The organism is Shewanella sp. 6_MG-2023, from assembly GCF_030547195.1.
In the GTDB taxonomy this organism is placed as follows: domain Bacteria; phylum Pseudomonadota; class Gammaproteobacteria; order Enterobacterales; family Shewanellaceae; genus Shewanella.
This window is the reverse complement of record NZ_JAUOQU010000002.1, coordinates 235,530-261,408: the sequence shown is the minus strand read 5'-3', so window position 1 is coordinate 261,408 and position 25,879 is coordinate 235,530. Positions and strand designations below refer to the sequence as shown.

Genomic DNA, 25,879 nt, shown 5'->3' with positions numbered 1-25,879 from the left:
TCATGAGTATCTGCCTATCCTTGACTCTCTATAGAGTACGTGTTGATAAGCAGTTACACAAAATTAGTTACAGTCTCATCAGAAAAATAGTATTTAATTTAATCGTGCTCTAACCGCTTATGTACATGGATGTACTGTAAGCTTTGTTTAGTTACTTCAATAAGCCATTTTCGTTACTTCAAATTTAACTTCTCAATGATTATTCCCAGCTATAAACTTCAAATATTTTACAAGCCAGCCACAAAGAATACCTGCTCTGACATAGGCCTCAAATAGTATTAAATGCAACCCCAAAAAAGGCCAGCTTTCGCTGACCTTATTTATTGCTATTGGCTTTTACTAAAAGCCTTCCACACCAGCCATATCAGGTAATTGATGGGCTATCCCTTTATGACAGTCGATACAGGTTTTATCACCGCTCGCTAATGAGGTTGAGTGCATTTGCGAAGCGCGAGTCGATTGACGCGTAAAGTCCATATAATCGAAATTATGGCAGTTACGGCATTCTAATGAGTCATTAGCTTTAAGGCGTGCCCACTCATGCTCTGCCAACTCACGGCGTTTACCTTCAAACTTTTCACGAGTATTGATGGTGCCAAATACCTTGCCCCAAACTTCTTTCGAAGCCTGCATTTTACGAGCAATTTTATTGGTCCATTCATGTGGTACATGGCAATCTGAACACGTTGCGCGCACACCACTTCGGTTAGTAAAGTGAATGGTGCTTTGCAGCTCTTGATAAACATTACTTTCCATTTCATGGCAACTGGTACAGAACTCCTCGGTGCTTGCTAATTCAAGAGCGGTATTAAACCCACCCCAAAAAATCACCCCTGCTACAAAGCCACCTAATGTCAAAAAACCCAGGCTGTAATGAACACTTGGCCTGTTTACTACCTGCCAAACTAACTTCAATTTTTCTAGTATTTTTGCAATCATAAATGCTCCTAATGCTCAGTCGTTGAAGATTTTTTCATGAGTTCTTTAACATCCACAAAATCATTTTCAACCAATAACTTGGCATCTAACTGAGATACATGGCATTGAGTACAGTAATAACGACGTGGCGACAACGATGCCAAGAAATTATTATCTCTGTCCATATAATGCGTCACACTTACCATAGGAGCTTGAGAATGCCCAGTGCTACTACGCGCATGACATTGCATACATTTATTCACTTTCAAATCAATTTGATAACCATCAATTTTATGAGGAATAATTGGCGGCTGCATCGGGTAATTACGCACTTGCTTAACATCTGAATTAATCACTTTCTGCATAACAGGCGGTGTTGGTTCAACGTTTAATGGTGCAAGGCGTAATGTAGCAACTTTCTCATCAGGCACAGTTGCTGCCGTCAAACCAAAAGAGAATCCAACTAACGCAATGATTGACAATATTTTACGTGCTTTCATGGTGTCTCTCCTTAGGCTTTAACGATTTTAACCGCGCACTTTTTAAAGTCTGTTTGTTTTGACAATGGATCTGTCGCATCTAACGTGACTTTGTTAATGAGCTGGCTAGCATCAAACCAAGGAACAAATACCAAGCCAACAGGCGGCTTATTACGACCTCGGGTTTCTATACGGGTTTTAATTTCACCACGACGAGAAATAACCTTCACTTCATCACCACGACGTAAACCACGTTTTTTAGCATCATCTGGATGCATAAAACACACTGCATCAGGGAAGGCTTTATAAAGCTCTGGCACACGCTGGGTCATTGACCCCGAATGCCAATGTTCTAGTACGCGACCGGTTGATAACCAAATATCGTATTCTTCATCTGGCATCTCTGGCGCTGGTTCATAAGGCAGTGCAAAAATAACCGCTTTACCATCTGGCTTACCATAGAACTCAAAACCTTTACCGGCTTTAACATAAGGGTCAGACCCTTCACGGAAACGCCATTTGGTTTCTTTACCGTCAACAACAGGCCAGCGTAAACCGTGCTCTTCATGGTAACGGTCAAAGTCAGCTAAATCATGACCATGTCCACGACCAAAGGTTGCATATTCTTCAAATAAGCCTTTTTGAACGTAAAAACCAAAATGTTTAGCTTCATCATTCAAGAACTTAGGATCAGCATCACTTAATGGGAACTTCTCAACATTACCGTTTTGGTAAAGTACTTCGAATAACGTTTTACCTTTAAACTTAGGATTGGCATCTAAAACATCTTGCGGCCAAACTTCATCAGTGGTGAAACGTTTTGAGAATTCCATCAACTGCCATAAGTCAGACATTGACTCGCCTGGCGCTTTAACCATTTGATGCCAGAATTGAGTACGACGCTCTGCATTACCATAAGCCCCCTCTTTCTCAACCCACATTGCGGTAGGTAAAATCAAATCAGCTGCTTGTGTTGTTACCGTTGGATAAGCATCAGAAACAACTATGAAGTTTTCTGGATTACGGTAACCCGGTAATCCTTCTTCGTTCATGTTAGCCGCAGCTTGCATGTTGTTGTTCACTTGAACCCAATAACAATTTAAATCACCATCTTTAAGACGGCGATTTTGTTCAACGGCATGGTAGCCAGGCTTTGGTGGGATTATGCCACTTGGAATATTCCAAATTTCTTCAGCATGTTTACGATGCTCAGGGTTAGTAACCACCATATCAGCAGGTAAACGATGCGAGAATGTACCGACTTCACGCGCGGTACCACAAGCTGATGGTTGACCCGTTAATGAGAATGGGCTGTTGCCAGGAGTAGAAATTTTACCGACTAGCAAGTGAATGTTATAAATAAGGTTATTACACCACACACCACGAGTATGTTGGTTGAAACCCATAGTCCAGAAAGAGGTGACTTTCTTTTTAGGGTCAGCGTACAACTCTGCAAGTTCAATCAACTTGTGCTCAGGTACACCAGAAAGCTCGCTTACTGATTTAACATCGTAGTCAGCTACAAACGCCTTAAACTGCTCAAAATCGATTGGGGTTGAATCACCCGCAGTCTCAACGTTCTTGGCTTTTTTCTGTAATGGATGAGTGGCTCGTAAACCATAACCAATATCCGTTTCACCTTTACGGAAATTAACATGCTTAGCGACAAAATCTTTGTCTACTTTATCGTTTTGAATAATGTAATTGGCGATAAAGTTAAGCATGGCTAAATCGGTTTGCGGCGTAAATACTATGCCTAAATCCGCCAAATCAAATGAACGATGTTGGAACGTCGATAACACAGCAACTTTCACATGTGGTGCACTTAAACGGCGGTCAGTCACGCGAGTCCAAAGGATCGGGTGCATTTCTGCCATATTAGAGCCCCATAATACGAAAGCATCCGCCGCTTCCATATCATCATAACAACCCATGGGTTCATCAATACCAAAGGTACGCATGAATCCACCAACAGCAGAAGCCATACAATGACGTGCATTGGGATCAATATTGTTAGAACCAAAGCCTGCTTTCATTAATTTAACCGCTGCATAGCCTTCCCACACAGTCCATTGGCCAGAACCAAACATGCCGACTGCAGTAGGCCCTTTAGCTTTAATGGTTTTTTTCCATTTTTCAGCCATGGTATCAAACGCAGTATCCCAACTAATGGGGCTGAACTCGCCATTCTTATCATATTTTCCGTCGGTCATTCTTAACATTGGAGTTTGAAGGCGATCGCGACCGTACATAATTTTTGATAAGAAGTAGCCTTTAATACAGTTAAGGCCTTTGTTGACTTCACTTTTTGCGTCACCATGGGTTGCAACCACTTTACCGTCACGCGTCGCAACGATAACGGAACAACCTGTACCACAAAAACGACATGGTGCTTTGTTCCACTCTAATTTGGTCTGCTCAGAGCTAGTAATTAAGTTACTTGCTGATGCCGGTAAAGCCATGCCTGCCACGCTGGCAGCTGCCATAGCAGCATTAGCCTTCATAAACTCACGTCTGTTCATACTCATTCTTCACCCTCTTCTAGCTCTTCGCTTTGGTGATAAACCATAGTGGCAGTAAGCACACCAGGTATTGCGTTAATAGTTGAAATGTCATCCATTAAGGAACGCTGGCTTGGTCCTTCAATCACTACGACTATCTTCATCTCGTTGTTAACTGATAAATCTGCATTGTCCATGGCCATAATTTGTTGGCGAACTTCAGCCATTTGCTCTGGTTTTACTTGCACTATCAGGCTAGTTACGTGGATTTCTTTTTTGCTCATCAAGATTACTTCTCTATTAATTTTTGTTTTAATTTCTATGATTATCCAGCGCCAGGAGGGCCAGAAAGAATTTGACTAAACCAAATGGTGAACCCTAATGCACTAACGAGTATCGCTGACAAAATGGGTGCTAAGAAAACCGTTAAAAATATAAAAATTTTAAGTTCTAGGCTTTTCTCAGTTTTAGAATCTATATTCATGGAGCCTCCGGCAGAGGTTTCTAAGGAAAGGGATGTAGCATAATTGTTACTGATTGATATTCGTGTGAATTTTATCTTTTATCAATGACTAAACTATATACTCACAAATTGGTAAAACGAATAAATGTTTATCTAGATCATAAAAAAACCAACAATTATTACAACTAGAAATGGCATATGAACAATAAAGCGCTTCAATAGTAAATCCAGCCAAAAATAAAAATCTCATTCATGTTAATTGATTCGATTTAAACCAGAACCACTGGAGAGAAATACTCATGCATAAGTATATATAGTCTCTAACACAAAAGTTATCAACTTGTTAATCGTCAATCAAACACTTACAGAACATTCTAGTGATTTCAAACAGGCTTAGCCGATAACCATGCGAGTTACCTCGATCACTTCTCCACCTTTAAATTATCCTCAAATAAAAAAGCACAACTGAATTGTTATTCAATTGTGCTTTTTAAAGAAATATAGATGTGTCACTACACGGTTAAATACTTATAACTTATAGCGTAAGACCTTCAAGGATTTTTGCTCATCAATATCAGTAAACTCGGGGGGATTATCAATACGCTCAACAAAGGTTAAGCTTTCTGCAGTTTCTTCAACTTGTTTCATTAAAAAATCACAGCCAAGCTCAGGCGCATTTAAACACAACAACACTTCACCGTTATCAGCCAGTAACTCTGGTAAACGTCTCAGCAGCCTTACATAATCTTTGGTGGCAACAAAACTTCCTTTTTGATTACTTGGTGGATCGGCAACAATTAAGTCATAAGGCCCAAGTTTGGTTAGTTTGCCCCATGATCTAAAGATGTCATGACCGAGAAAGCGTGCGCCTGAAGCAAAATCATTGAGCAAATGGTTTTGTTTGCCTATGGCTAATGCGCCCTTGCTCATATCCATATTAACCACTTCAGTCGCTTCGCCCTGTAAAGCGACAACAGAAAAGGCGCAGGTATAAGCAAATAGGTTAAGCACTTTTTTATCCTTTGCGTGTGCTTTAACCCACTTTCGACCATTGGCCATATCAAGGAAAATACCGTGATTTTGCCCGCGTAACAGGTGGACTAAAAAATGGGCGCCATTTTCTGTCACTATGTGTTTTTCAGGTACTTCACCGGCAACAACATCGGTTATAGTTTGCCCTGCATTACGGTACTGAAATACTAAATTAAACGGTTTATCGCCATGACACTGCTGCCAAACTGCTTCTATATCAGCAACCATTGACTGTCTTTCTGATTCTGGCAGCTCTTTAAAGCTGGTAAGCAGTAACACAGGGTTAAACCAGTCTAAGCAAATATGCTCATAACCGCTAAAGAGCCCCCCGCGACCATGAAATAAGCGACAAAGGTCATCACCTAATTGTGCTTGGGCTAATGCGTTAACCGCAGGAAAATTTGAATCATTTGAATTCATTTATAACGCTCATTTATGTAAATTAAACATGACCATTTTCGGACTTTTCAGATGGGGTTTCATCTGTTGTTTGTTCGGCTTCTTCTACTCGGGCAACTAATTCCCCATTTTTGTCATCTTCATCATGGATTTCATCAGATAACAAGATAGCCAACCACTTACCACTGTCACTGGACTCTAATGCAATTTTGACAATCATAGTCAGTGGTACAGATAACAGCATCCCTACTGAGCCAAGTAACCAGCCCCAAAAAATTAATGACAAGAACACCACTAAGGTTGATAAGCCTAAACCGCGGCCCATAAATTTAGGTTCAACCACATTACCCATGACAGTATTTGTGCCTAAAAATAATAAAGCCGTAACACCTGCAGCCCCGGGCCCCATTTGAATGAATGCCAATAGTACCGCTGGAATAGCAGCAATTATAGAACCAATGTTGGGAATATAGTTAAACAGGAAGGCTAACACTGCCCACAATAATGCGTAGTCAACCCCAATAATACTCAAGCCAATACCGACAATAATACCGGTGCCAATACTGACGAGGGTTTTTATCACCATATATTGATTAACTGAATGCAAAAATTTATCAATTTGCTTTAAGCGCATGTCTGGATCGTCTAAGGCAAAATGAAACTTTTTCGGTAATGATTGGGCTTCAAACAACATAAAGATAATGGTCAAGATGATTAGAAACAGATTTGCCATCACATTACCAAGGCCTGACAACATATTAGTGGTCATGCTTAAGGCCATACCGGGGTCAAAGTATTCTAAGGCTTTTTCTTTAGAGATATTAATATTTAACGCGGTTAGCTTTTCTAATATCCATGAAAACTGCTCAATTAATTGTTGGCGGTAAACCGGTATTTGTTTAGAAAACTCATTAATAGAGCTGCCCACTAAACTCGCCAGCCATAAGCCCATTAGCACGATCAATAGCATCAACAGTATAATTGATAGCCATTTAGGTACCCTAAAACGGCTCATAAATACAATGGCGGGATTACAAACAACCGCTAAAAATGCAGATAATACAAACGGGACCACAATTGGACTTGCTGTTTTGATACCGGCAAGGATCACCACTAAGCAAGCCATGATGGCAAAACCACGTAACGCAATCGAGGAAGAGTTACCTCCATTCATAATGAAAACCTTTTTATACTTAAACGTGAATTAAACTAAGATTTGTTAAGTTGAAACTATATGCGTAATTAATTGAAAAAACAAAACAACTAACTGCAAAATTATTGATTATACCTGTTATATTTTGTGTATAAATGTTTAAAGCGCCCCAAGGGTGAATTAAGCGAGTAAAATTAATTAATTTGAAACTAAAGCAAGTCACTAAACACTGATCGAAACGCTAAGCTAGCACGTATTATTACTTATGTTGGCAAAATGAATGGTGAGACTTTATGAAGATTTTAATAACTGGGGCAACAGGATTTGTTGGCCAACAATTAGTACATTTACTGCAAGAAGAAGATAAGCTTACTATTGTTAGCCGTAATATTGAGCATGCTGAAGCCGTGCTGGGTAATAAACATCATTACTTATCAGGCCTTGATACCTTAGACAATCTCAATGAATTTGATAGCGTGATAAATCTAGCTGGAGAGTCCATTGTCGGCAAACGCTGGAGCCAACAACAAAAGCAACGTATTTGCGACAGTCGCTGGAATATAACCGCCAGACTGGCCCAGCTGATCCAACAAAGCACTACCCCACCAGCAAGTTTTATTAGCGCCTCTGCCATCGGCTTTTATGGTCGCCAAGGCCAAGAGCCTGTTGATGAGCATAGCCAAGCCCATGATGAGTTTAGCCATCAGGTTTGTAGTGAGTGGGAACACTTAGCCTTAAAAGCCCAGTCAGAAAACACCCGAGTCTGTGTGCTCAGAATTGGCATTGTATTAGGTAAAAATGGCGGTGCATTAGCAAAAATGTTGCCACCGTTTAAATTAGGCTTGGGCGGCCCGATTGGTAAAGGCACCCATGGGGTTAGCTGGATCCACATTGATGACCTAACCCATTTGATTGAACACTTAATTAACTCTAACGATGCTAAGGGTATTTTCAATGCTACGGCACCGAATCCTGTTAATCACAAGCAATTTGCTCAATCATTAGGCTTTACCTTAAAGCGCCCAGCTAAAATCCCGACACCTGTATTAGCATTACGGTTAGCCATGGGCGAAATGGCAGACTTAATTGTTGAAGGGCAATTTGTATTGCCCAAACGTACATTGGCGTCAGGCTTTAACTTTAAATATACCCATATTGACCCAGCGTTAGATTCAATTTTTAATGCCTAATCACTTGGATATGTGCAGTTCTGATTATTGTGGTCTTCAAGAACACTATTTACTGTTAACCAGCTCAGTGGTTTTATCCATAAACCACTGGTAACGTTTTGGTAAAGGTCGATGTTTTTTATAAATCATGTACAAGGGCTCTTTTACCTGCTTTTCAAGTTTAGCAATCGATATTGCCGCTACATCACTAAAGCTTTTTACTGCAAACTCAGGTAACACAGTAAAACCTAGGCCTTTTGAAACTGGCAACAAAATTTGGTTAAGTTGATTAACATAACTGACAACCCGAACCTCTATTGCTTGTTTATCTTTATAGTTATTAGCCACCACTTGCTGCCAATTATGCATCGCATCTGGGTGAGCAACCATGCCCAACGCCATTAACTCATCATAATTTATTACCGTTTTTGATTCACTTTTCGGCACCACAAGACAAAGGTGCTCATAGCCTATGGCTAACACTTCAAGTTCAGGGTCGGAAACAAGCTGGGTCACAATGCCAATATCAATATCGTTATTGGATAATAACTCTATTATCCTTCTATTGGGTCCAGCTTCGATTGAAACATTCAGCTGCTGATGTTTGATTTGATAATCAATAAAGTGCGGATATAACAATGAGGCTAATGAACCTGAACAAGCAAAGCGGCACTCACCCACATGTTCTGAATCAAGCTGTAAATCGGTTAATAATTGCTGCTGTTCCTTAACTAGAGATTGGCCATATTGCTGTAACTGCATACCGGCCGACGTTAATTCAAAGCGCTTACCAAAGCGTTCGATTAACTTTACGTTCAACTGCTTTTCTAATTTCTGCACATGCTGACTCACACCCGGTTGAGTCATAAACAACTGCTCAGCAGTTTGAGTAAAGTGCCCTACTTCAGCCAATTTTAAGAAGGTCGTTAACCATTTTTGATTAATCATCAAAGTTACCTTTGTTATTCAAGCTGCAAGTGCAGATGGCACGCTCTGCTACTCTTTAGTTTTGATAGCATAGCAAATTTTAAATAACAGCAGGTTATAAAACTTACTCACTTTGATAATTAAATGATTTAACTATTCGCAGTAAGAAGCTGGAGAAAGTAAGTTAACAACTATTGATTATCGAAGGAATATTGCCTTTTAATTTCGACAACTTCAACGCTGTAAGCGCGGTACCACTTATCTTGACCTAACTTTTGCGCCACGGCATGTTTTGAATCTTGATGCCAAGCTTGAATATCTGCCTCTGAATGCCAATATGAAATCGCGATTTCCTTATCCCCTTCTGATACTGCAATAAAATCGATGCAATTATAATGGTTAAACGCTAGGTCCCTCATCACGGCAACAGTATCTGAATAATGCTTATCTTGTTGTCCAACCGTTGCTTTAAATATCACCGCAAACATGCTTCAAACTCCTTTTGATTAGTAATAAGGCATAAAAATAGGGAGTAACACTCCCTATTTCTGCCAAAACTTATTTAATTAAATCCTTGAACTACCCACTTTCGTCAACGTTCAAAGTTTTCACCAGTCGACTTATCAAACTCGAAAAAATGCCTTACGTACCACAAGTGAACAGCAGTCGTAGTAAGGCGTATCTTCTAAGCTAACGAGTGTTTGTCTAGGTCTGGCCATCTTAAGTCACCAAGTAATGAGCAATAACTAAAGCCGAGTGGAAATTAAGAATTTAACTAATTGGGGTAAGCCATGCAATTTAGATTAGTAAAGTGCTAGCTAGTTTAATCGTTTTTAAGGTGAAGAGTTTTCAACAGTTTTATCAGGTAAATAAAGCAATATTATAAACCCAATAAAAAGTAATGCCCATAATAAAAAACCTAAAAATGAGGGGTATCCTTTGGCTTTGGAATAAAAGCAAAAAGCAAGTAATAATGAGATAAAATTAGCTCCAAATACTACCATTTTAAAAACAGCCTCATTACTGTCTGCAGGAAGAAGATTATAAGGCTGTGATATAAAGTAGATAATAAATAAAAAGCTTACTAACCATAAACTTGTAAATATAAGAGAGGTTTTTTTATGCTTAATAATCATGTTTCTTCCTTGAATTTAGATTGATAAGTTACAATATTTTAACTAATTAATTATATAGCCAATTTCAATTACAAATCAAACTATATCCCATGTGAATGCGGTGTATACTCTGAACAGTTTCGAGGTTCGCAACATGCTTTTTTATCTGCAAATTAACGGCTTACCTGCCAGTGCGCTTCATCAACATCTACACCTGTTTGGATAAAATAATGTCAGTGATAGAATTTAATTACTGCTAGATTATTATTTTGAACGTACAGTAGTATTGCGTCAACATTTCGAAAAAATACATCTTTTCCAAGCGCTTAAGCAAGAATATATCCGAGTCCTTTTCGATAAATTATTGGTTCTAGGTATAATGTACTGGTCAACTCCAATTGGACACTTTTAGTTAGGAACTTTCAAACTCAACAGATGATAAATCACTCTTCGCTGCAATTAATAGAAGTGCTAAAGCATTTTTAATGCTTTTAAACCAAAACCCATATAAAACCTACTAAATTTAACCCAATAAAAAAGGAGAAGGCTAGCCTTCTCCTTTAAATAATAAAACCCGTTATTAACCGGCTTTTAGCAACTCACTGCAAGAACGATTAAGTAACTGCCTGCAGCGCCACATCCCTAAGAAGGATACCACTGCGGCGCCCGCAATAGGGGCGATTGCCCACCACGGCCAGTGCATGTACACCACAAGTTCAAACACTTGGGTTTTGAGCATGTACAGCGCAAACTCAGCGACAATCACCGCTAAAAGGCCTGCTATAGCCCCCAAGATGGCAAATTCAAGCCCTGTTGCTGAGCGAAGTAACCAGCCTGAAGCGCCAAAGGTGCGCAGCACTGCAAGCTCACGCTGGCGAGTCGCCATTCCTGCTTCCGTTTGGGCTATCAGCACTAAAGCACTTGCCAGTAACACCAGTGCCAACACTAAGGTAAGCGACAATGACACTTGGTCAATAATCTGTCTAAGTTGTTGCACCATAGCGCCAACATCGATAACCGAAATTGTCGGAAACTGCTGAATTAACTGCAATACCACGGCATTTGCAGTTAGCGAACTGCCCGCTTGTTTCAAGTCTTCATCATTTAAATGAAAGCTCGCCATAGAAGTATACGAAAAACCTTCTAAGGCTTTAGGCCTAAATATCATAAAGAAATTAGGTTGCAAGGTTTCCCACTGTACTTGTCTAAAGCTGGTCACTTTAACGGTAACCGCCCGATTATCCATAGTAAAGGTCATGGTATCGTTAAGGGCTAAGCCTAAGCGCTCTGCTACACCTGACTCGACCGACACCTCATCATCTGCTTGATTAAATGTGCCTTCAGTGATGTCGTTGTTAGGCGGCAAGGCGTCACGATAAGTCAGATTTAACTCTCTTGAAATACCGACTCGCCCTTCTATGCCAGACTTTTCTTCATCTCGCGAGATCAACTCTTCATCATTAATATGAGTTAAGCGACCACGGATCACAGGGTAAATATCAGTCGCGATAATTTTGTTAGTGTCTAAGAAGTCATCTAATGGCTTAGCATCTTCTGGGGCGATATTGACCAGAAAATAGTTAGGCGCATTTTCAGGTAATTGTTTTTGCCATTCATTGAGTAAGTCTTGTCGTAACGCCAAAATGGTCAGTAAAAGCACTAATGCGCTGCTAAACCCAACCAACTGCACTGCATTTTGTCTAGCTCTGCGGCGCAGACCCGCTAATGCTAACTGAAATGGGTTGGTGGTTTTCATGCCAACGCTGTGACCAAGGCGGATCATCACAAAGCCCAGCACGCTAAGCAGCACTCCCAATAACAATACAGCCAACACCACAGTCATGGTCAGTTCAATACTGCGTGAATATAAGTAGCCCAGTAGCGCCATCGCCCCTAAACTCAGCAACAAATGCAGCCACATGCCTAGCTGTAAGCCTTCTAATTGACGCTGTAATACCCGTAATGGTGGAATAGCTAACAAGCGCATCAATGGATAGGCAGAAAACATAAATGCACTGATGAGCCCGGTACTGACACCCAGAAGAATTGGTCGGCTATAAGGCGGAGAATAAGCCGCTATTTCAGCAGGTAAAAACTGGGTAATACCAATATCCAGTAGCACACCACCGATTAAACCTAAGACAATACCTAATGCCGTTACCAACATGAGGTGCAACCCAAACAAACTGCGGATTTGCTTAGCTGAAGCGCCAAAGGTTTTAAGCATCGCCACCACATCATAATGACGCTGACAATAGCGCTGAGCGGCAATACCAATGGCTGCACACGCAAGGGCAATACCTAACAAGCTTGCCAGCAATAAAAAGCGTTCGGCACGTTTTACCGCAGAGGCAATCGGTGAATCACCACTTTGAACGTCTACCCAGCGCTGACTATTATTTAATAGCGGTTTAACTTGGTTTTCAAACTTGGTTAATTGCGCTGCATCGCCAGCAAATTGATAAATATAACTGACTCGACTACCTGGTTGGATAATGCCAGTTGAGTCAACATCATCAAGACGCATTAAAAGTACTGGTGATGATGCAAAAGGATTAAAGCCTGCATCGGGTAAACGACTAATCTCAGCGCTTAAATTAAGCTCTACATTACCCAGTTCAAGGGTTTTGGGGTAATTCAGTAACCCCCCTAAGCGATTTTCATACCACGCCTCACCTTTAGCGGGCAGTGCTTGAGTCGCGCCTGATGATAGCTCTATTTCGCCCCGCAGTGGATAACCATCAGCAACTGCTTTTATGGTAACCAGTTGAAATTTGTCACCCGAGTAAACCATGGAGTTAAACTTCATATTGGTGACATAGTTAACCGATAATGACTCTGCTATCGCCAATACCTTGTCATCAATTTTAACAGGTGAATCAATAATGCGATCAGCGGCGATAAAATTAGCCGCCTCACCATTAATGGCAACTTGTAATCGCTCACTCACTCGAGCAAGACCACTGACCGATAACACTGCCAAGGTTATCGCCAATACAATTAGTACTAGCTGGCCTTGCATTAATTCTCTTTTAAACAGACGCCACGCTAATTGTAACTCCATTAGCTGGCCTCCTCGGTGACGTTTTCAAGCGTCGAGTTAGTGTTTGCAGCCGTTATCGCAGGTTCAGACAAATGACCATTTTCCATCACCAGTTGACGTTTGCAGCGTTTAGCCAATTCAAGATCATGGGTCACTAACACCAGCGTGGTATCACTTTCTTGGTTTAAGGCAAACAACATATCAGCAATTTTATCGCCATTTACACTGTCTAAATTTCCGGTAGGTTCATCAGCAAATAACACTTTAGGCTCGCAAATGAAGGCTCTAGCAATAGCCACACGTTGTTGTTCGCCGCCCGATAATTGCTTAGGAAGATGGGTCAAACGATGGGAAAGCCCCACTCTGCCCAGCATGCTTTGGGCCTTTTCTTTAGCATTGCTGACACCAGCAAGCTCCGCTGGCAGCATGACATTTTCAAGTGCGGTAAGGGTATCGACCAACATAAAAGATTGGAAAATAAAACTGACCTTTTGTTTTCTCAAGGCGGCTTTTTGCTCTTCATTCAGGCCCGATAATGCTTGGCCATCAAGATAGATCTCACCCGATGTTGGCGTATCAAGCGCAGCCAGTAAACCCAGTAAGGTTGACTTGCCAGATCCAGAAGGCCCAAGAATAGCAATACTGTCTCCCTGCTTGACATCCATATTAATGCCGTTGAGGATAGTGAGCTCCCCCTCTTGGGTCACCACTGTTTTATTGAGGTTAGTTACATTAATGGCACTGGAATTATTTGCAAAATTAGTAGACATACGATCCTTCTTATTATTACCGGCGAAACGCCTGCTTAATGCGGCTTTCATCTTAGTTGTGGTATCTGCAGTGTCGTTTTCAACACTGGTCACATCCGCGTTGTTAACATCGACACCTAGCTATGCTGCCACGGTTTTAATCCTTGGCGATAGTCTAAGTGCAGGTTATGGCATGTCGGAAGAGCAAGGTTGGGTACAATTGTTACGTAATGACCTGCCCGAATACCAAATTATTAATGGCTCTGTCAGCGGTGAAACCACAGCTGGCGGATTACGTAGACTACCAGATCTACTGGCTTCGAGCCCTGTTGACCTTGTTGTTATTGAGCTTGGTGGTAATGATGGTCTACGTGGGTTCCCCCCAAAACAGCTGAAATCAAATCTTACAAAAATGATTGAGTTATCTCAACAAAGTGGCGCCGATGTGTTACTTACTGAAATCATGGTGCCGCCAAATTATGGTCCTCGATATACTAAAATGTTTAATGATGTTTATCATCAATTGGCCAGTGATTATGATATTGAACTGATCCCATTTTTTATGCTGGAAATCGCTCCTAACCCTGACTTAATGCAACGAGATGGCATTCACCCTAATGAGGATGCCCAGCCTAAAATTACGCAATGGATGAGTCCATGGATCATCGATGCAGTAAAAAAGTAACAGAGGTTAAAACATTTAGTCAAAAATGAGAACAAAAGCCTAAAATAGTAATTTTATTTTAAGGTTTAGGATTTAGAATGATACACAAATAACTTTGTTCAAACGTTCTAAAATACTAATCCTTAATGACAGTTTTTGAGCAATAAGGTTTGGTATTTTGTTTATGACTACAAGGAAATCTCATGGCTATCAGTCGGCAAAAGAAAGTTTACCTACCTACTACGACCAGAAAAAATCAATATATTACCGTTGGTTTCCCACTTACCGATGAGTTTATCGCTCATTATGAAACGTTAGAAAACTGCTACCAAGAGTTTTCTAAGCTGGTTTTTCAAACCGCGGATAAATTTGAACTTTATAATGTCCATGTTGTTGCGACAGATAAACTCCCTGTTGTGCGTTTTCATAATGAGGTTTACTGTTTTTCAACCCAAGAGCAGTTACGATTTTTCTATAACCCGGTGCATCATGAAGCAAACCGTTTACACATGATTCCTGATTATCGCGCTAAAAAACTTAAAGTGGTCTTTTTAGCAACGGGTGATGAAATTCGCAGCAAAGCAGCAAACTTTCATGCTCGTATTCGTGAGTTTACTGAGGCATTAATGCCACAGTTACCCACTCAGAAGCTGGCAACCAAAATACGCGATCACCAGCATATTTCTTATGATCTATTTGCCAAAAATAAAGGTCATAAAGAAACCTACGGTTATAAGCTAAGAGCGCTTAATAGCCGCTACCAGCATCGTGACTGCCCATTACCAGAAGATGTCAGTGCACTTTCTTACGTTCAGATCACTATGCCTGTTGGTCGCCGAATTAAAAATCAGCTACTTGCAGAAAACCGCAATGATTTTAGCGATAGTTACCAAAAGGTTTGCCAAAAATTTATTGACGCTGCTCGCTCAAAACAACTGAATAAATTAGCCGTGGTTGCTAATGGTAAAGTACCTTTAGTACGTAATAGTAAATTTGAAGATTTACAAAGTACCGCTGAATTTCAAATGATCGGTTTTGACCCTAGTGCCACAGATGCTGAGCCTATCTGTCATTGGGATGGAAATGTCATTACTGAAGCAATACGCTTTGTCATTGTTGCGGGTGATAGTGATATTGCTGATGGTGGTTATGGCCGCTTTATGAACCAAGTTGAAGATGCGATGCGTAAATTTATCAGTGACATCGACTTTGATAAAGAGCACATCGATTTAACTGTAGGCTTCCATCAACACCTTAGCTATAAAGCATAATTAACTCTATTCTCCCCATAAACGGCAGCCTAGCTGCCGTTTTTTATTGCTCCTTTTTTATCATCCTTCCTTGTGCAAGATACATCAAAAAAACTTGTTAAATAAATGTGGCCAGATTTCACATTGATTAACAAGTGTCCTCCAAGGCATGTTGAACAACATACGAATAAATCGTATCCACTCCTTTGGGGCGTATAACGCTGGAGTAGGACATAAATAATAAAAAGCAGGAGATGCTATGTTCAACAAGACAAAGCCTTGGCTGGTACCTACACTTGTAGCAACAGCTGTCACAATCAGTTTAGCGGGCTGCGGCTCAGATGATAACGATTCACAGATCACCGAAACCCCACCCGTTGTTCAACCACCAGCAGAAACCGGTCCCACCTTCCCTGAAGGTGCCATCATGGTCGAAGCGGGTGATAACCTCACTATCAGTATTCAAGAAGCATTAATCAACGCCCAAAGTAATGACGTTATCGTATTACCCAAAGGTAACTTCAAAATAGAATCAACCTTACTGTTTGATGGTGATGTAGACGGCGACGGCAGTTTTGCCAAAAATATTACCATTATGGGTTACGGCCAAGATGAAACCGTGTTGGATTTTTCTGAGGCCAATTCGGGTGATGGTATTTTTGTTCAAAATGCCATGAACATTATTATTCAAGACTTATCCGTTAACGAAGCCAAAAATAACGGTATTAAACTCAAAAATACCAATGGCATTATTTTAAGAAGGTTGGCAACCATTTGGGAAGGCGAACTTGATGAAGGCAACGGTGCTTATGGTTTGTATCCTGTAGAGTGTGAAAACATTCTTATTGAAGATACCTATGTTCGCGGTAGTGCTGATGCCGGTATTTACGTTGGCCAATCCCAATATATTGTAGTGCGCCGCAATATCGCTAAAGAAAACGTCGCCGGCATTGAAATTGAAAACTCTAAATATGCCGACGTTTACGATAACGAGGCCATGGGTAATACCGGCGGTATTTTAGTCTTCGATTTACCGATTAATAACCATAGATATGGTTCAAGCGTACGTATTTTTAATAACAAGGTTTACGATAATAATACCTTGAATTTTGCTAACGCATCATCAAACCCAGCAGGGGTACATATTGTGCCACCCGGAACTGGGGTGATTGTGTTATCCACTGACGATGTAGAAATTTTTAATAATGAAATTACAAACCACGACACGGTTGGCTTAACTATTTCGAGCTTCTTTATTGCTGAGCCCGATATCAGTACTTTTGTGGGTAATTATGGTCAACCAGGCCAAGCTATTGATGATGGCTGGCGTCCAACACCGCGTAATATCTCCATTCATGACAACGTGATCAGCGATTATGGCACTAAGCCAAAAGGCTATTTAATTAAAGATATCATCACCGCTTATGTATTAACCCACGGCGCATTACCGGGGATTTTATATGATGGTTTAGGTGAGATGTTCTCTAACAACGGCACCGCGGCCTATTTAGGTTTACAGGAGTTACCTTTTGCAGCCGATGGCAGTGATAACGTGTGTGCGCAAAATAATGGTGAGGTAAGTATTGGCCGTTTATATGCCAATAATAATACCGATGCCAGTATTGCCGATGTGCTTTATGAAAAAACGCAAATGGACTTAATGAACTGCGCCCAAGTGAGCCTACCTGTTCATACCGTTACCTTTGATGATGAGATATTTGGCTGTGGTGTTGATGATGATACCGCAGGTTGTGATGGCGGCACTTTAATCGGTGGCGGTGGCTCTATTGGTGAAGGTGAAGGCGGCCTTGAAGGCGATGGTGATTTAGCCTTATGTGAAGCCAGTGGTGATAATGTCAGCTGGGATGCACTACTAAAAGCTAACTGCCCTAACCTGTCTGATTATAATCTATTTGCAGATATGGCTAATCCAACCGATGGGCCAAACTCGGGTGGCTTACCTTATGATCTTAATACGCCATTATTTACCGATCATGCCAGTAAATATCGCTTTGTGTATTTACCTGATGGCACTATCGCCGACTACAGCGAAAATGAATCATTCGACTTCCCTGTAGGCACAGTGATCAGTAAAACCTTCTCTTTACCAACAAACACTAATAATCGTGGATTTGCAAACGAGGATTTAATTGAAACACGATTACTGATCCATCGTGACACTGGCTGGACAGCGCTGCCTTATGTTTGGAAAGCCGATAAATCCGATGCTGTTATTGCTAAAGCGGGCGCGATTCAAGGAAAAACCATTACTCACAAAGGCGCTGAATTGGCATTTGATTACGTCGTACCCAGCATGAATCAATGTAAGCAATGTCATCAATTTAAAGCCGATGAAGACAGTAATGCGGTATTTATGCCCATTGGACCTAAAGCTCGTCACCTTAATAAAACTTACCCATATGCTGATGGAGCAATGAATCAACTCGCGAAATGGCAAGCGGCAGGTATTTTACAAGGCGTGCCAGAATTAGACACTGTCCCTATGGTGCCAAAATTCCAAGATGGCGATGAAGCAAATATTGATTCTATGTCGGATACTGAGCTTATGGCCGTTGCTAAAGGCTACTTAGATATTAACTGTGCCCATTGTCATCGACCTGAAGGTAATGCCTCTAACACAGGCTTAAAGCTTGAGTACTGGCGCAGTTATGATGAAGATGCAGGATTTTCTCATGGTACTTGTAAGTCACCTGTTGCTTATGGCGGCGGCAGCTTAGGTTTTGATGTGGTTCCGGGTAATCCTGAAGAGTCAATCTTACATTTCCGTATGGAAACCAATGAACCTGGCGATCGTATGCCTGAAATTGGCCGTAGCTTGTCCCATGATGAAGGTGTTGCACTCATCAACGAGTGGATTAAGCGATTACCTGCAGCATCATGCTCCTAAGTAAGCTTTAACCCATGTAATGTAAACACGGGTTATATCAAACCAAATAAGCCGGGGAAACTCGGCTTTTTCATCGTACATTCTATTCATACAAGGATGTCATCAATGTTTGTTTTTAAAGCCCATCAAATACTTGTTATTAGTTTATGTTTGTCGCTAATAGCCTGCGGCGGCTCTGACTCAAAAGAGAATAATAACGATAACAATATCCTTGATACGCCAACGCCACCTGTATCAGTGCCAGAGGATCCCGAGACAGCGCCAGATGAGCTATGTTTACAAAACAATAGCGAAGTGAATTGGCCCGCATTAATGAGCGCAGATTGTGACAATCTAGCGGATTACAGCTTGTTTATCGACCCAAGCAAACCAACTGAATCACCACGAAGTCCTGGTATGCTTTACCAACTATCTACTGAGTTATTTTCCAATTACGCCAGTAAATATCGGTTCATTTTTTTACCTGATGATCAAGCAATCAGCTTTCAAGCCCAAAGCCAATTCGAATTACCCGTTGGTAGTGTATTAGTTAAAAGCTTTGCGTTACCTTTTGATACCCAAAATAGTGGCGCAGATAATGAGAAATTAATCGAAACACGGCTATTAATCCATCGAGAAACGGGCTGGACAGCATTAGCCTACCAATGGCTTCAAGGCCAAGCTAAACTTGTTATCGCTGGCGCGAATGTGGCCCACACCATGAATAATCAGGGCGAATCGATTAGTTTTGATTATCACATTCCCAGCAAAGCTGAATGTAAAATTTGCCATCAAGTTAATGAGCAAGGAAGCAGCAACATAAAGCCTATTGGACTTAAAGCCCATTTATTAAACCGCCAAATAACAGACAGTAACAACACCCCCATTAATCAACTGACTCAGTGGGCACAGCAAGGCCTGTTAATAAACTTACCCGCGCTTAACAGTTTTGCACAATCTTTTGCCATTAATGATGAAACAGCAGAATTAACCAGCCGCGCTAAAGGCTACCTCGATGTGAATTGCGCCCATTGTCATAGCGCAGAGGGCTTTGCCAGCATTTCAGGCCTCAGACTTGAGTATCATATTGATCATACTTCATTTGAGTATGGCGTTTGTAAGCAGCCACCAGGTTGGGATGGCGGCCCTAATGGGCTTGCTTATGACATTGTTCCTGGCAATGGCGAGCGCTCTATTGTGCATTATCGACAAACACTGTTAAGCCCTAAAGATAGAATGCCGCCCATTGGCCGAGAAATGACCCACATTGAAGGCGCTGATTTAATTAAACGCTGGATTGATGACATGGCTATCACCATTGCAACGTGCAGTTAAATTAGCTGTAGCAGAGTGCACCGTTAAATAATGAATGATTAAGCAATGAAATAGGAAAACTAAAGACTGTTAACTGACAAGATTAAGCTTTAAGAAGTGACCGGGTGGATAGCCAAGCCAATGCTTAAAACTTTGTCTGAAATGGCTAACATCGCCATAACCGAGCACTTCAGATATGTCTTCTGCACTCAACTCATTTGCTAAAATTAAATTTATCGCTGCTTGGCAGCGCACTTGATCCACCAGCTTTTGATAACTGGTTCCCGCAGCCGATAGTTTTCGGCGTAAACTTCGGGCGCTCATATGGTGTTTTTCTGCCAATTGTTCAAGCTTGGGTGGCTTAGGCATGCATAGGCGAATATCTGTCAGCAGCGGCTCAATAAATGACACGCCATCTGGCACCGAAGCGGCTAAGGCAAGGTGGTCAAATTGATAACTTAGCGGTGTATTGAGTATAGCAATATCAATACCCCACTCATAGAAATCACAATCAAACACAATTTTAGCGCCGGTTTCTGCACTTAAAAACTCAGTGTTACATTGAGGCTCTGCCAGATGAATTTCATCAATAACCACAGTTGAAGCCACTAACTGCCTTGCTGCGCCTAATAACGCACAAACACTGTGCTGAAATTGAAAAGCAAACTTTTGGGCGTTAGCTTTTCCGGTATTGAGCCACCTTACCCATAATCTAGTCTCATCAAAACGAATAACAGTATCAGCAAAGCTACCCGCTAAATCAGGGTTTTTGATCACAAACAGTAGGCATTGATTTAAGGTGGTAAATTTATCAAAGAAAGGCAGTAACACATCAAGACTGGCAATTTGATAACTGGCGCCCAATCGAGTGCCAATTTCAGGATCTGGCGAGGTCGTTCTTAACACTTCCATGGCATACTCAACCTGCCATACATAAACAAACTGCATGGCGTTGAGTTCTTGCGGCCCTAAGCCAATTTTTAAATAGATATCAGTAGCGACAACGTCGCCAAGATGCAGTTCAATAAAGTTAAGCAAATTCCGTAGTTCAAAGGCAGGGTAACATTGATCCCCTACCATCATATTTGCCTTGTAGCCTAATTCTCTTTGCATCGATACCCTATTCTAAATGGCTTATTTAACAGCGTTATCACGCTCCATCAAACGGTTTAATACACTATCAACCGATAAAGAAGCGCCATGGGCAATTTTATCAGCCAGTTTCTTCTTCATTTGATATTTAATTTTAATGACTTGATGTTTTTTGGCCAATTCAAGCACCACATCATCACTGGTAGAAATGGCATCAACTAAGCCTAATTCGATGGCTTGTTGACCATACCAATGCTCACCGGTAGCAACTTTTTCTATATCCATTTCAGGACGGTACTTACTGACAAACTGTTTAAATAACACATGGGTTTCTTCAAGTTCTTCTTGGAACTTTTCACGCCCTTCATCGGTATTTTCTCCAAATACTGTTAATGTGCGTTTGAAGTTACCCGCAGTATGTTGCTCATAATCAATGTCGTGTTTTTTCAGTAAACGACTGAAGTTAGGTAACTGAGCGACGACACCAATTGAACCCACAATCGCAAATGGCGCGGCAACAATTTTATTCGCGACACAGGCCATCATGTAACCGCCACTGGCAGCCACTTTATCAATACAAATAGTCAATGGGATATTGGCTTGCTTCAATCGGTCAAGCTGACTTGAAGCCAAACCATAACCATGAACCATGCCGCCGCCACTTTCGACATTCACTAACACTTGATCGTTTTCATCAGCAACGGTTAATACAGCAGTAATTTCTTCTCTTAACGATGCCACTTCACCGGCATCAATACTGCCTTTAAAATCGATAACAAACACTTTTGATTTTGGCGTGTCTTCTTTTTCAGCTGCTTTTTCATCAGCTTTTAGTTTTTTCTCATAAGCTTTAAATTGCTTTTTAGACAGCAGCTCTTGCTTTAATTCTTTCTCAAGTTCCTTAAGCTCATCAGTAACATCTGTAAGCTTTAACTCACCCTTTTCAGTTTTATGTTTAATACTGCTTGCTAGAACAACAATAACAACGGCAAGAATTGCTACAACAATCGTGACGGCTTTCGCTAGAAACATGCCGTACTCTGATAAAAACTCCAAAATTCACTCCAGATGGAAAAAGATAATTAGGGTTATCTTAGCAGGAAGTTAAGCACTGTAGACAATAAAAAACCCAGCAGTTGCTGGGTTTTTAACCGAAAGAATAAATTAATTCAGCTTAGTTACATTCTTGAAGCACTTCGTCGTTATTAACCAAAATATAAGCCTCACCTTGACCTGCTGACTTAGCAAAACCAGCAACTTGTGTCTGCATTTCTACTGTTGCTGCGCCAGCCATACCGTCAGTCACACCATCAATTTCAGCTGGGCTTACTATTGAACTGTGATGACCTTTACTAAAGCGAACGGCACCAGAACCTGCATTATTTGAACTTACACAATCTAAGCCCATCGCTGCAATTAACGGCTCTGTTCCTGATAATGGGAAGCCTTCAACCTGATTAGGTAATACTCGGTCAGATAAGTTACCCGCACCATCACCTACAACTTCAATTAAATGAACCGGTAGTTGTGTATCAGCTAACATTGACGCATGGTTAATTGGGTCAGCTGAATCAACCGCCGTTTGCACAGCAAAGGCAAATGTTGGAATAAACTCAGCATATACAGCTTGCACTAACGCAGCGTACTCAGGTGTACCAGGTTCAAAATCACCCACATTAGCTTCATCAACCAAATCCATAAAATCATCAGTTGCTGTAACAGTATCAAATAATACAGGACCAAAAGTCGCAGAACCGGCAAATGAACCGGCTAAGCCACCAGAAGGAGCAACCAAAGATGCGGCATTAATAGCATAAGCATTTGGCAATGCACTGCCGTCAGTAGGGTTGACTAAACCTGTTGATGCGTAAGTTGAAACAGTAGTACCAACAATGCCACCTAGGCTTAAGCCTTGAGCACTGATTTTGCTGATATCAAATACTTGTTGCTCACCCGCTTGCGCGATTTGGCTATACATACCCGTTAGCAACAAACGTAGACCTAGATGATCCATGGTTGCTTGGCGGAAATTATCACGCACAGTCAAAGTACTGGCTACGTTAACAAACACGAGCGGATTACCATTAGCATATTGTGGGCCAAATAAATCACTAGTGGCTGAAATATCGTAGATGCCATCGCCATCAGCATCATACGAGCGATCGCCATGCAGTGGCATATCAATAGCAATCGTTGCTATACCAGCTGCTGCGTATGTACCGGCATAAGCCAATGCCATTTGCTTGGTGCCACCTAAACCATGCAATGCCATTGTGGTTGGCCAACCGTTAGTTGGCGCTACAAAAGGCAATTGTTGAGAGGCACTAAATGCGGCAAGTTTAGCGGCATTTGGCAGAGTAATTTGAACCGTGACATCTTCATAACCCATGATTTTTGGAATTGGATTAAACTTGGTTAAATGCTTTGAAGGATCAGCAGCTGCCCTATTACCGTCTGCATCAGCATCTAACAGCCACGTTTTACCAGCCATTAATGCTGGATTTTGCAATGCAGCCGCTGGGTCAACACCTTGTGCAACAGCTTGTTGGCCAAAGTTAGCTTGGCTCATGGTTCCAGCCTGAAGCGCTAATAATACTGAAACAGGGCTATCACCTCGAGCAAACCAGCGTCCATTTGGCGCCGTAGGCGCACCATCTACAATTGGAATAACACAACTTGCAGATGAACAATCACCATAAAATGGTAATTTGACAGTTGACGTAAATACGTCAGCCATACTAGATAAAGTATATGCAATACCATCATCAGGTGTAAGTCTTAACAAATCTGCAGCAGTCATACCAGTTGGTACTATTGGATTAGCAGGATCTACAAATGATGGCGTATATCTAGGGTCACCAGCCATCAATAATTTGCTGGTTTCATATACATCTGCAACCGATTGGGTGGTAAACAAACCAGAATATGAAATAGTTTCAGCATCAACACCATGCTCTGCTGCTAAGCCCTTTTCATAACTATTAACTAAACCTTGAAGGAATAATTGGTCAGGTGTTTCAAGAGGCTTAGTGTCGATATCTAGTTTTAATAAATTATATGTGCTCGATGGTTCAACGGCGCGGCCTGCAGAGTCTTGAACTAATGTGGTGGTAGCGTAAATATAAGATTGATTAGCTTTAAGCGGTTTTAAAGGCACGATTGCAATTTTATTACCTGAAGCTAATGCCACAAAATCAACACCAAATTGCAGTTCATCACCCACTTTACATGCTGATACAGAGGGCGCATCGCTACATTCAGGATCAGATGATAAAGCGCCGCCAACAGTGGCTTCAAATAATCTTACTGCACCAGGTTGAGAAACAGAGGCTTCATCAAGGGTGAGCATTGCACCATCAGAGTCTGTTGCTAAATCAACACTAAGCGAAATTGGTGATGAAGTTGACCAGCCATCTAATGCCCCCAAAGCAAGCGATGGATCAACATAATCAATACCGTCTTCACCTGGTATAGCTAGCGTTCCATCAAGTGTTCCGTTAAATAAAAGGTCATTTGGTAATGGCACATCACCTGCAGCAGGGTCAAATACCACTTGAGAGAATGGAATTAGCGTTTCTACATTATCTTTTGCTTCGTTAGAACTATCTTCACTACAGCCGCTAAGCCCAAGAGCAGATGCAATAGCAACACCCAATATGAGTCTTTTCATCTTTTTTCCCCAAATCTTGTTGTAATAATTTTAATTTCCCCAAAAATTGGTCACAATAGCGTAAACGCATGACCATAAGGACATATTTTTGCCCTTAACTCATCTCAAGTTAACGTAAAATTATAGAGTTAGCCACAAATTTGTTACAAAGAAACATACTATTCACTAACAAATATAAGTCAATTGTTTAAAACGTTCGTTTACCTTTTGTTCGAAACGAGATTTGACATGCTTTTACAGTCCAAGGAAAAATTGAATCATGTTGGAATACCAAGCTAAAAAAGATTTACTAAAAAATAAAACAATCCTGGTTACCGGCGCTGGCGCAGGTATTGGTCGCACTGCGGCGATAAACTACGCAAAACACGGCGCGACCGTTATTTTGCTAGGTAAAACAGTTAAAAAACTTGAAACGGTTTATGATGAAATAGTACAAGCTGGTTATCCCAAACCTGCTATTGTGCCATTAGATTTAAAAGGTGCCACAGAGCAAAACTATCAAGATATGGCCGAAACTATCGCTGAGCAATTCGGTCATTTAGATGGATTACTGCATAATGCCAGTTTACTTGGCGCATTAGGGCCGTTTGAACATATCGACCTTGAATCACTTGAAGATGTAATGAAAGTGAACGTCACCGCCCAAGTAATCTTAACTAAAGCCTTATTACCGATAATGCGCAGCGCACCATCAGCATCTATTATCTTCACTTCTAGCGGTGTTGGTCGTCAAGGACGAGCTTATTGGGGACCTTATGCGTTCTCTAAATTTGCGACTGAGGGCATGATGCAAGTACTTGCCCATGAATGTGAAGGCACTAGCCTGCGTGTAAATAGTATTAACCCTGGTGCAACCCGCACTGAAATGCGCGCAAAAGCTTACCCAGGTGAAGATCCACAAACATTAAAAACCGCACAAGATATCATGCCAACCTACTTATATTTAATGGGTGAAGATTCTTTTGAAGTCAACGGTCAGCAACTTACCGCTCAGTAACCATCCATTGAATCTGTAAACTGAAAAAGGGAGCGAAAGCTCCCTTTTTTAATACCA

21 protein-coding genes are annotated in these 25,879 nt (G+C 41.2%); 6 read left to right on the top strand and 15 right to left on the bottom strand.

Annotated elements, in window-relative coordinates:
• Nucleotides 1-339 precede the first annotated feature (339 nt).
• The 7 genes from Q4533_RS02365 to Q4533_RS02335 all read right to left on the bottom strand — a co-directional run bounded on the left by Q4533_RS02365 (nucleotide 340) and on the right by Q4533_RS02335 (nucleotide 6,966).
• Nucleotides 340-927 carry a cytochrome c3 family protein gene (locus Q4533_RS02365; protein ID WP_102440577.1) on the bottom strand — a complete coding sequence of 196 codons (588 nt, stop codon included), beginning with the start codon at nucleotides 925-927 and terminating at the stop codon, nucleotides 340-342.
• A gap of 20 nt (nucleotides 928-947) precedes the next feature.
• Nucleotides 948-1,418 carry a nitrate reductase cytochrome c-type subunit gene (locus Q4533_RS02360; protein WP_102440552.1) on the bottom strand — a complete coding sequence of 157 codons (471 nt, stop codon included), beginning with the start codon at nucleotides 1,416-1,418 and terminating at the stop codon, nucleotides 948-950.
• A gap of 11 nt (nucleotides 1,419-1,429) precedes the next feature.
• A complete protein-coding gene (gene napA, locus Q4533_RS02355) occupies nucleotides 1,430-3,919 on the bottom strand; it encodes a nitrate reductase catalytic subunit NapA (RefSeq protein ID WP_102440576.1) in 2,490 nt (829 codons plus the stop codon).
• A 2-nt stretch (nucleotides 3,920-3,921) separates the two neighbouring features.
• Nucleotides 3,922-4,182 (bottom strand): chaperone NapD, encoded by a 261-nt coding sequence (locus Q4533_RS02350; RefSeq protein ID WP_102440551.1) that lies wholly within the window; start codon nucleotides 4,180-4,182, stop codon nucleotides 3,922-3,924.
• A 41-nt stretch (nucleotides 4,183-4,223) separates the two neighbouring features.
• Nucleotides 4,224-4,382: a periplasmic nitrate reductase, NapE protein gene (locus tag Q4533_RS02345; RefSeq protein WP_102440550.1), complete on the bottom strand. Its 159-nt coding sequence runs from the start codon at nucleotides 4,380-4,382 to the stop codon at nucleotides 4,224-4,226.
• A 507-nt stretch (nucleotides 4,383-4,889) separates the two neighbouring features.
• Nucleotides 4,890-5,813 carry a class I SAM-dependent methyltransferase gene (locus Q4533_RS02340; RefSeq protein WP_102440549.1) on the bottom strand — a complete coding sequence of 308 codons (924 nt, stop codon included), beginning with the start codon at nucleotides 5,811-5,813 and terminating at the stop codon, nucleotides 4,890-4,892.
• Between the two features lie 22 nt (nucleotides 5,814-5,835).
• Complete coding sequence (locus Q4533_RS02335; RefSeq protein ID WP_102440548.1) at nucleotides 5,836-6,966, bottom strand: AI-2E family transporter; 1,131 nt, start codon at nucleotides 6,964-6,966, stop codon at nucleotides 5,836-5,838.
• A gap of 272 nt (nucleotides 6,967-7,238) precedes the next feature.
• Between Q4533_RS02335 and Q4533_RS02330 the strand changes: the two genes are divergently transcribed.
• Complete coding sequence (locus tag Q4533_RS02330; RefSeq protein WP_303501688.1) at nucleotides 7,239-8,135, top strand: TIGR01777 family oxidoreductase; 897 nt, start codon at nucleotides 7,239-7,241, stop codon at nucleotides 8,133-8,135.
• A gap of 45 nt (nucleotides 8,136-8,180) precedes the next feature.
• Here Q4533_RS02330 and Q4533_RS02325 read toward each other — a convergent pair whose 3' ends face one another.
• The 5 genes from Q4533_RS02325 to Q4533_RS02305 form a co-directional block, all read right to left on the bottom strand.
• Complete coding sequence (locus Q4533_RS02325; protein ID WP_303459967.1) at nucleotides 8,181-9,062, bottom strand: LysR family transcriptional regulator; 882 nt, start codon at nucleotides 9,060-9,062, stop codon at nucleotides 8,181-8,183.
• A gap of 170 nt (nucleotides 9,063-9,232) precedes the next feature.
• Complete coding sequence (locus Q4533_RS02320) at nucleotides 9,233-9,529, bottom strand: antibiotic biosynthesis monooxygenase (RefSeq protein ID WP_102440545.1); 297 nt, start codon at nucleotides 9,527-9,529, stop codon at nucleotides 9,233-9,235.
• A gap of 345 nt (nucleotides 9,530-9,874) precedes the next feature.
• Nucleotides 9,875-10,177, bottom strand: coding sequence for a hypothetical protein (locus Q4533_RS02315; protein ID WP_303501686.1), 303 nt, complete (start codon nucleotides 10,175-10,177; stop codon nucleotides 9,875-9,877).
• 559 nt (nucleotides 10,178-10,736) lie between these two features.
• Entirely contained in the window at nucleotides 10,737-13,220 is a 2,484-nt protein-coding gene (locus Q4533_RS02310; RefSeq protein WP_303501684.1) for an ABC transporter permease, read from the bottom strand.
• On the bottom strand, nucleotides 13,220-13,969 hold the full coding sequence (locus tag Q4533_RS02305; RefSeq protein WP_102440543.1) for an ABC transporter ATP-binding protein: 750 nt from the start codon (nucleotides 13,967-13,969) through the stop codon (nucleotides 13,220-13,222). The genes Q4533_RS02310 and Q4533_RS02305 overlap by 1 nt, the downstream gene beginning before the upstream one ends.
• Nucleotides 13,970-14,054: 85 nt before the next feature.
• Here Q4533_RS02305 and Q4533_RS02300 point away from each other — a divergent pair, with 85 nt between their 5' ends.
• The 4 genes from Q4533_RS02300 to Q4533_RS02285 all read left to right on the top strand — a co-directional run bounded on the left by Q4533_RS02300 (nucleotide 14,055) and on the right by Q4533_RS02285 (nucleotide 20,084).
• A complete protein-coding gene (locus tag Q4533_RS02300; protein ID WP_241904094.1) occupies nucleotides 14,055-14,633 on the top strand; it encodes an arylesterase in 579 nt (192 codons plus the stop codon).
• Between the two features lie 182 nt (nucleotides 14,634-14,815).
• Nucleotides 14,816-15,883, top strand: a complete 1,068-nt coding sequence (locus Q4533_RS02295; RefSeq protein ID WP_102440541.1) for a DUF3083 family protein — start codon at nucleotides 14,816-14,818, stop codon at nucleotides 15,881-15,883.
• A gap of 238 nt (nucleotides 15,884-16,121) precedes the next feature.
• Nucleotides 16,122-18,770, top strand: a complete 2,649-nt coding sequence (locus tag Q4533_RS02290; protein ID WP_303501682.1) for a parallel beta-helix domain-containing protein — start codon at nucleotides 16,122-16,124, stop codon at nucleotides 18,768-18,770.
• A gap of 105 nt (nucleotides 18,771-18,875) precedes the next feature.
• A complete protein-coding gene (locus Q4533_RS02285) occupies nucleotides 18,876-20,084 on the top strand; it encodes an SO2930 family diheme c-type cytochrome (protein WP_303501680.1) in 1,209 nt (402 codons plus the stop codon).
• 69 nt (nucleotides 20,085-20,153) lie between these two features.
• Here Q4533_RS02285 and Q4533_RS02280 read toward each other — a convergent pair whose 3' ends face one another.
• The 3 genes from Q4533_RS02280 to Q4533_RS02270 form a co-directional block, all read right to left on the bottom strand.
• Nucleotides 20,154-21,176 carry a helix-turn-helix transcriptional regulator gene (locus Q4533_RS02280; protein ID WP_303501678.1) on the bottom strand — a complete coding sequence of 341 codons (1,023 nt, stop codon included), beginning with the start codon at nucleotides 21,174-21,176 and terminating at the stop codon, nucleotides 20,154-20,156.
• Between the two features lie 21 nt (nucleotides 21,177-21,197).
• Complete coding sequence (gene sohB, locus Q4533_RS02275) at nucleotides 21,198-22,211, bottom strand: protease SohB (RefSeq protein WP_303459943.1); 1,014 nt, start codon at nucleotides 22,209-22,211, stop codon at nucleotides 21,198-21,200.
• A 118-nt stretch (nucleotides 22,212-22,329) separates the two neighbouring features.
• Nucleotides 22,330-24,825, bottom strand: a complete 2,496-nt coding sequence (locus tag Q4533_RS02270) for a VolA/Pla-1 family phospholipase (RefSeq protein ID WP_303501676.1) — start codon at nucleotides 24,823-24,825, stop codon at nucleotides 22,330-22,332.
• A 259-nt stretch (nucleotides 24,826-25,084) separates the two neighbouring features.
• Between Q4533_RS02270 and Q4533_RS02265 the strand changes: the two genes are divergently transcribed.
• Nucleotides 25,085-25,822, top strand: coding sequence for a YciK family oxidoreductase (locus tag Q4533_RS02265; protein ID WP_303411026.1), 738 nt, complete (start codon nucleotides 25,085-25,087; stop codon nucleotides 25,820-25,822).
• The last annotated feature ends 57 nt before the right edge of the window (nucleotides 25,823-25,879 follow it).

What these genes read in the sequence shown, in the direction of transcription:
- Q4533_RS02360 (WP_102440552.1), bottom strand. Translation starts at nt 1,418, where the DNA reads ATGAAAGCACGTAAAATATTGTCAATCATTGCGTTAGTTGGATTCTCT.
- napA (WP_102440576.1), bottom strand. Translation starts at nt 3,919, where the DNA reads ATGAACAGACGTGAGTTTATGAAGGCTAATGCTGCTATGGCAGCTGCC.
- Q4533_RS02350 (WP_102440551.1), bottom strand. Translation starts at nt 4,182, where the DNA reads ATGAGCAAAAAAGAAATCCACGTAACTAGCCTGATAGTGCAAGTAAAA.
- Q4533_RS02345 (WP_102440550.1), bottom strand. Translation starts at nt 4,382, where the DNA reads ATGAATATAGATTCTAAAACTGAGAAAAGCCTAGAACTTAAAATTTTT.
- Q4533_RS02340 (WP_102440549.1), bottom strand. Translation starts at nt 5,813, where the DNA reads ATGAATTCAAATGATTCAAATTTTCCTGCGGTTAACGCATTAGCCCAA.
- Q4533_RS02335 (WP_102440548.1), bottom strand. Translation starts at nt 6,966, where the DNA reads ATGAATGGAGGTAACTCTTCCTCGATTGCGTTACGTGGTTTTGCCATC.
- Q4533_RS02330 (WP_303501688.1), top strand. Translation starts at nt 7,239, where the DNA reads ATGAAGATTTTAATAACTGGGGCAACAGGATTTGTTGGCCAACAATTA.
- Q4533_RS02325 (WP_303459967.1), bottom strand. Translation starts at nt 9,062, where the DNA reads ATGATTAATCAAAAATGGTTAACGACCTTCTTAAAATTGGCTGAAGTA.
- Q4533_RS02320 (WP_102440545.1), bottom strand. Translation starts at nt 9,529, where the DNA reads ATGTTTGCGGTGATATTTAAAGCAACGGTTGGACAACAAGATAAGCAT.
- Q4533_RS02315 (WP_303501686.1), bottom strand. Translation starts at nt 10,177, where the DNA reads ATGATTATTAAGCATAAAAAAACCTCTCTTATATTTACAAGTTTATGG.
- Q4533_RS02310 (WP_303501684.1), bottom strand. Translation starts at nt 13,220, where the DNA reads ATGGAGTTACAATTAGCGTGGCGTCTGTTTAAAAGAGAATTAATGCAA.
- Q4533_RS02305 (WP_102440543.1), bottom strand. Translation starts at nt 13,969, where the DNA reads ATGTCTACTAATTTTGCAAATAATTCCAGTGCCATTAATGTAACTAAC.
- Q4533_RS02295 (WP_102440541.1), top strand. Translation starts at nt 14,816, where the DNA reads ATGGCTATCAGTCGGCAAAAGAAAGTTTACCTACCTACTACGACCAGA.
- Q4533_RS02290 (WP_303501682.1), top strand. Translation starts at nt 16,122, where the DNA reads ATGTTCAACAAGACAAAGCCTTGGCTGGTACCTACACTTGTAGCAACA.
- Q4533_RS02285 (WP_303501680.1), top strand. Translation starts at nt 18,876, where the DNA reads ATGTTTGTTTTTAAAGCCCATCAAATACTTGTTATTAGTTTATGTTTG.
- Q4533_RS02280 (WP_303501678.1), bottom strand. Translation starts at nt 21,176, where the DNA reads ATGCAAAGAGAATTAGGCTACAAGGCAAATATGATGGTAGGGGATCAA.
- Q4533_RS02270 (WP_303501676.1), bottom strand. Translation starts at nt 24,825, where the DNA reads ATGAAAAGACTCATATTGGGTGTTGCTATTGCATCTGCTCTTGGGCTT.
- Q4533_RS02265 (WP_303411026.1), top strand. Translation starts at nt 25,085, where the DNA reads ATGTTGGAATACCAAGCTAAAAAAGATTTACTAAAAAATAAAACAATC.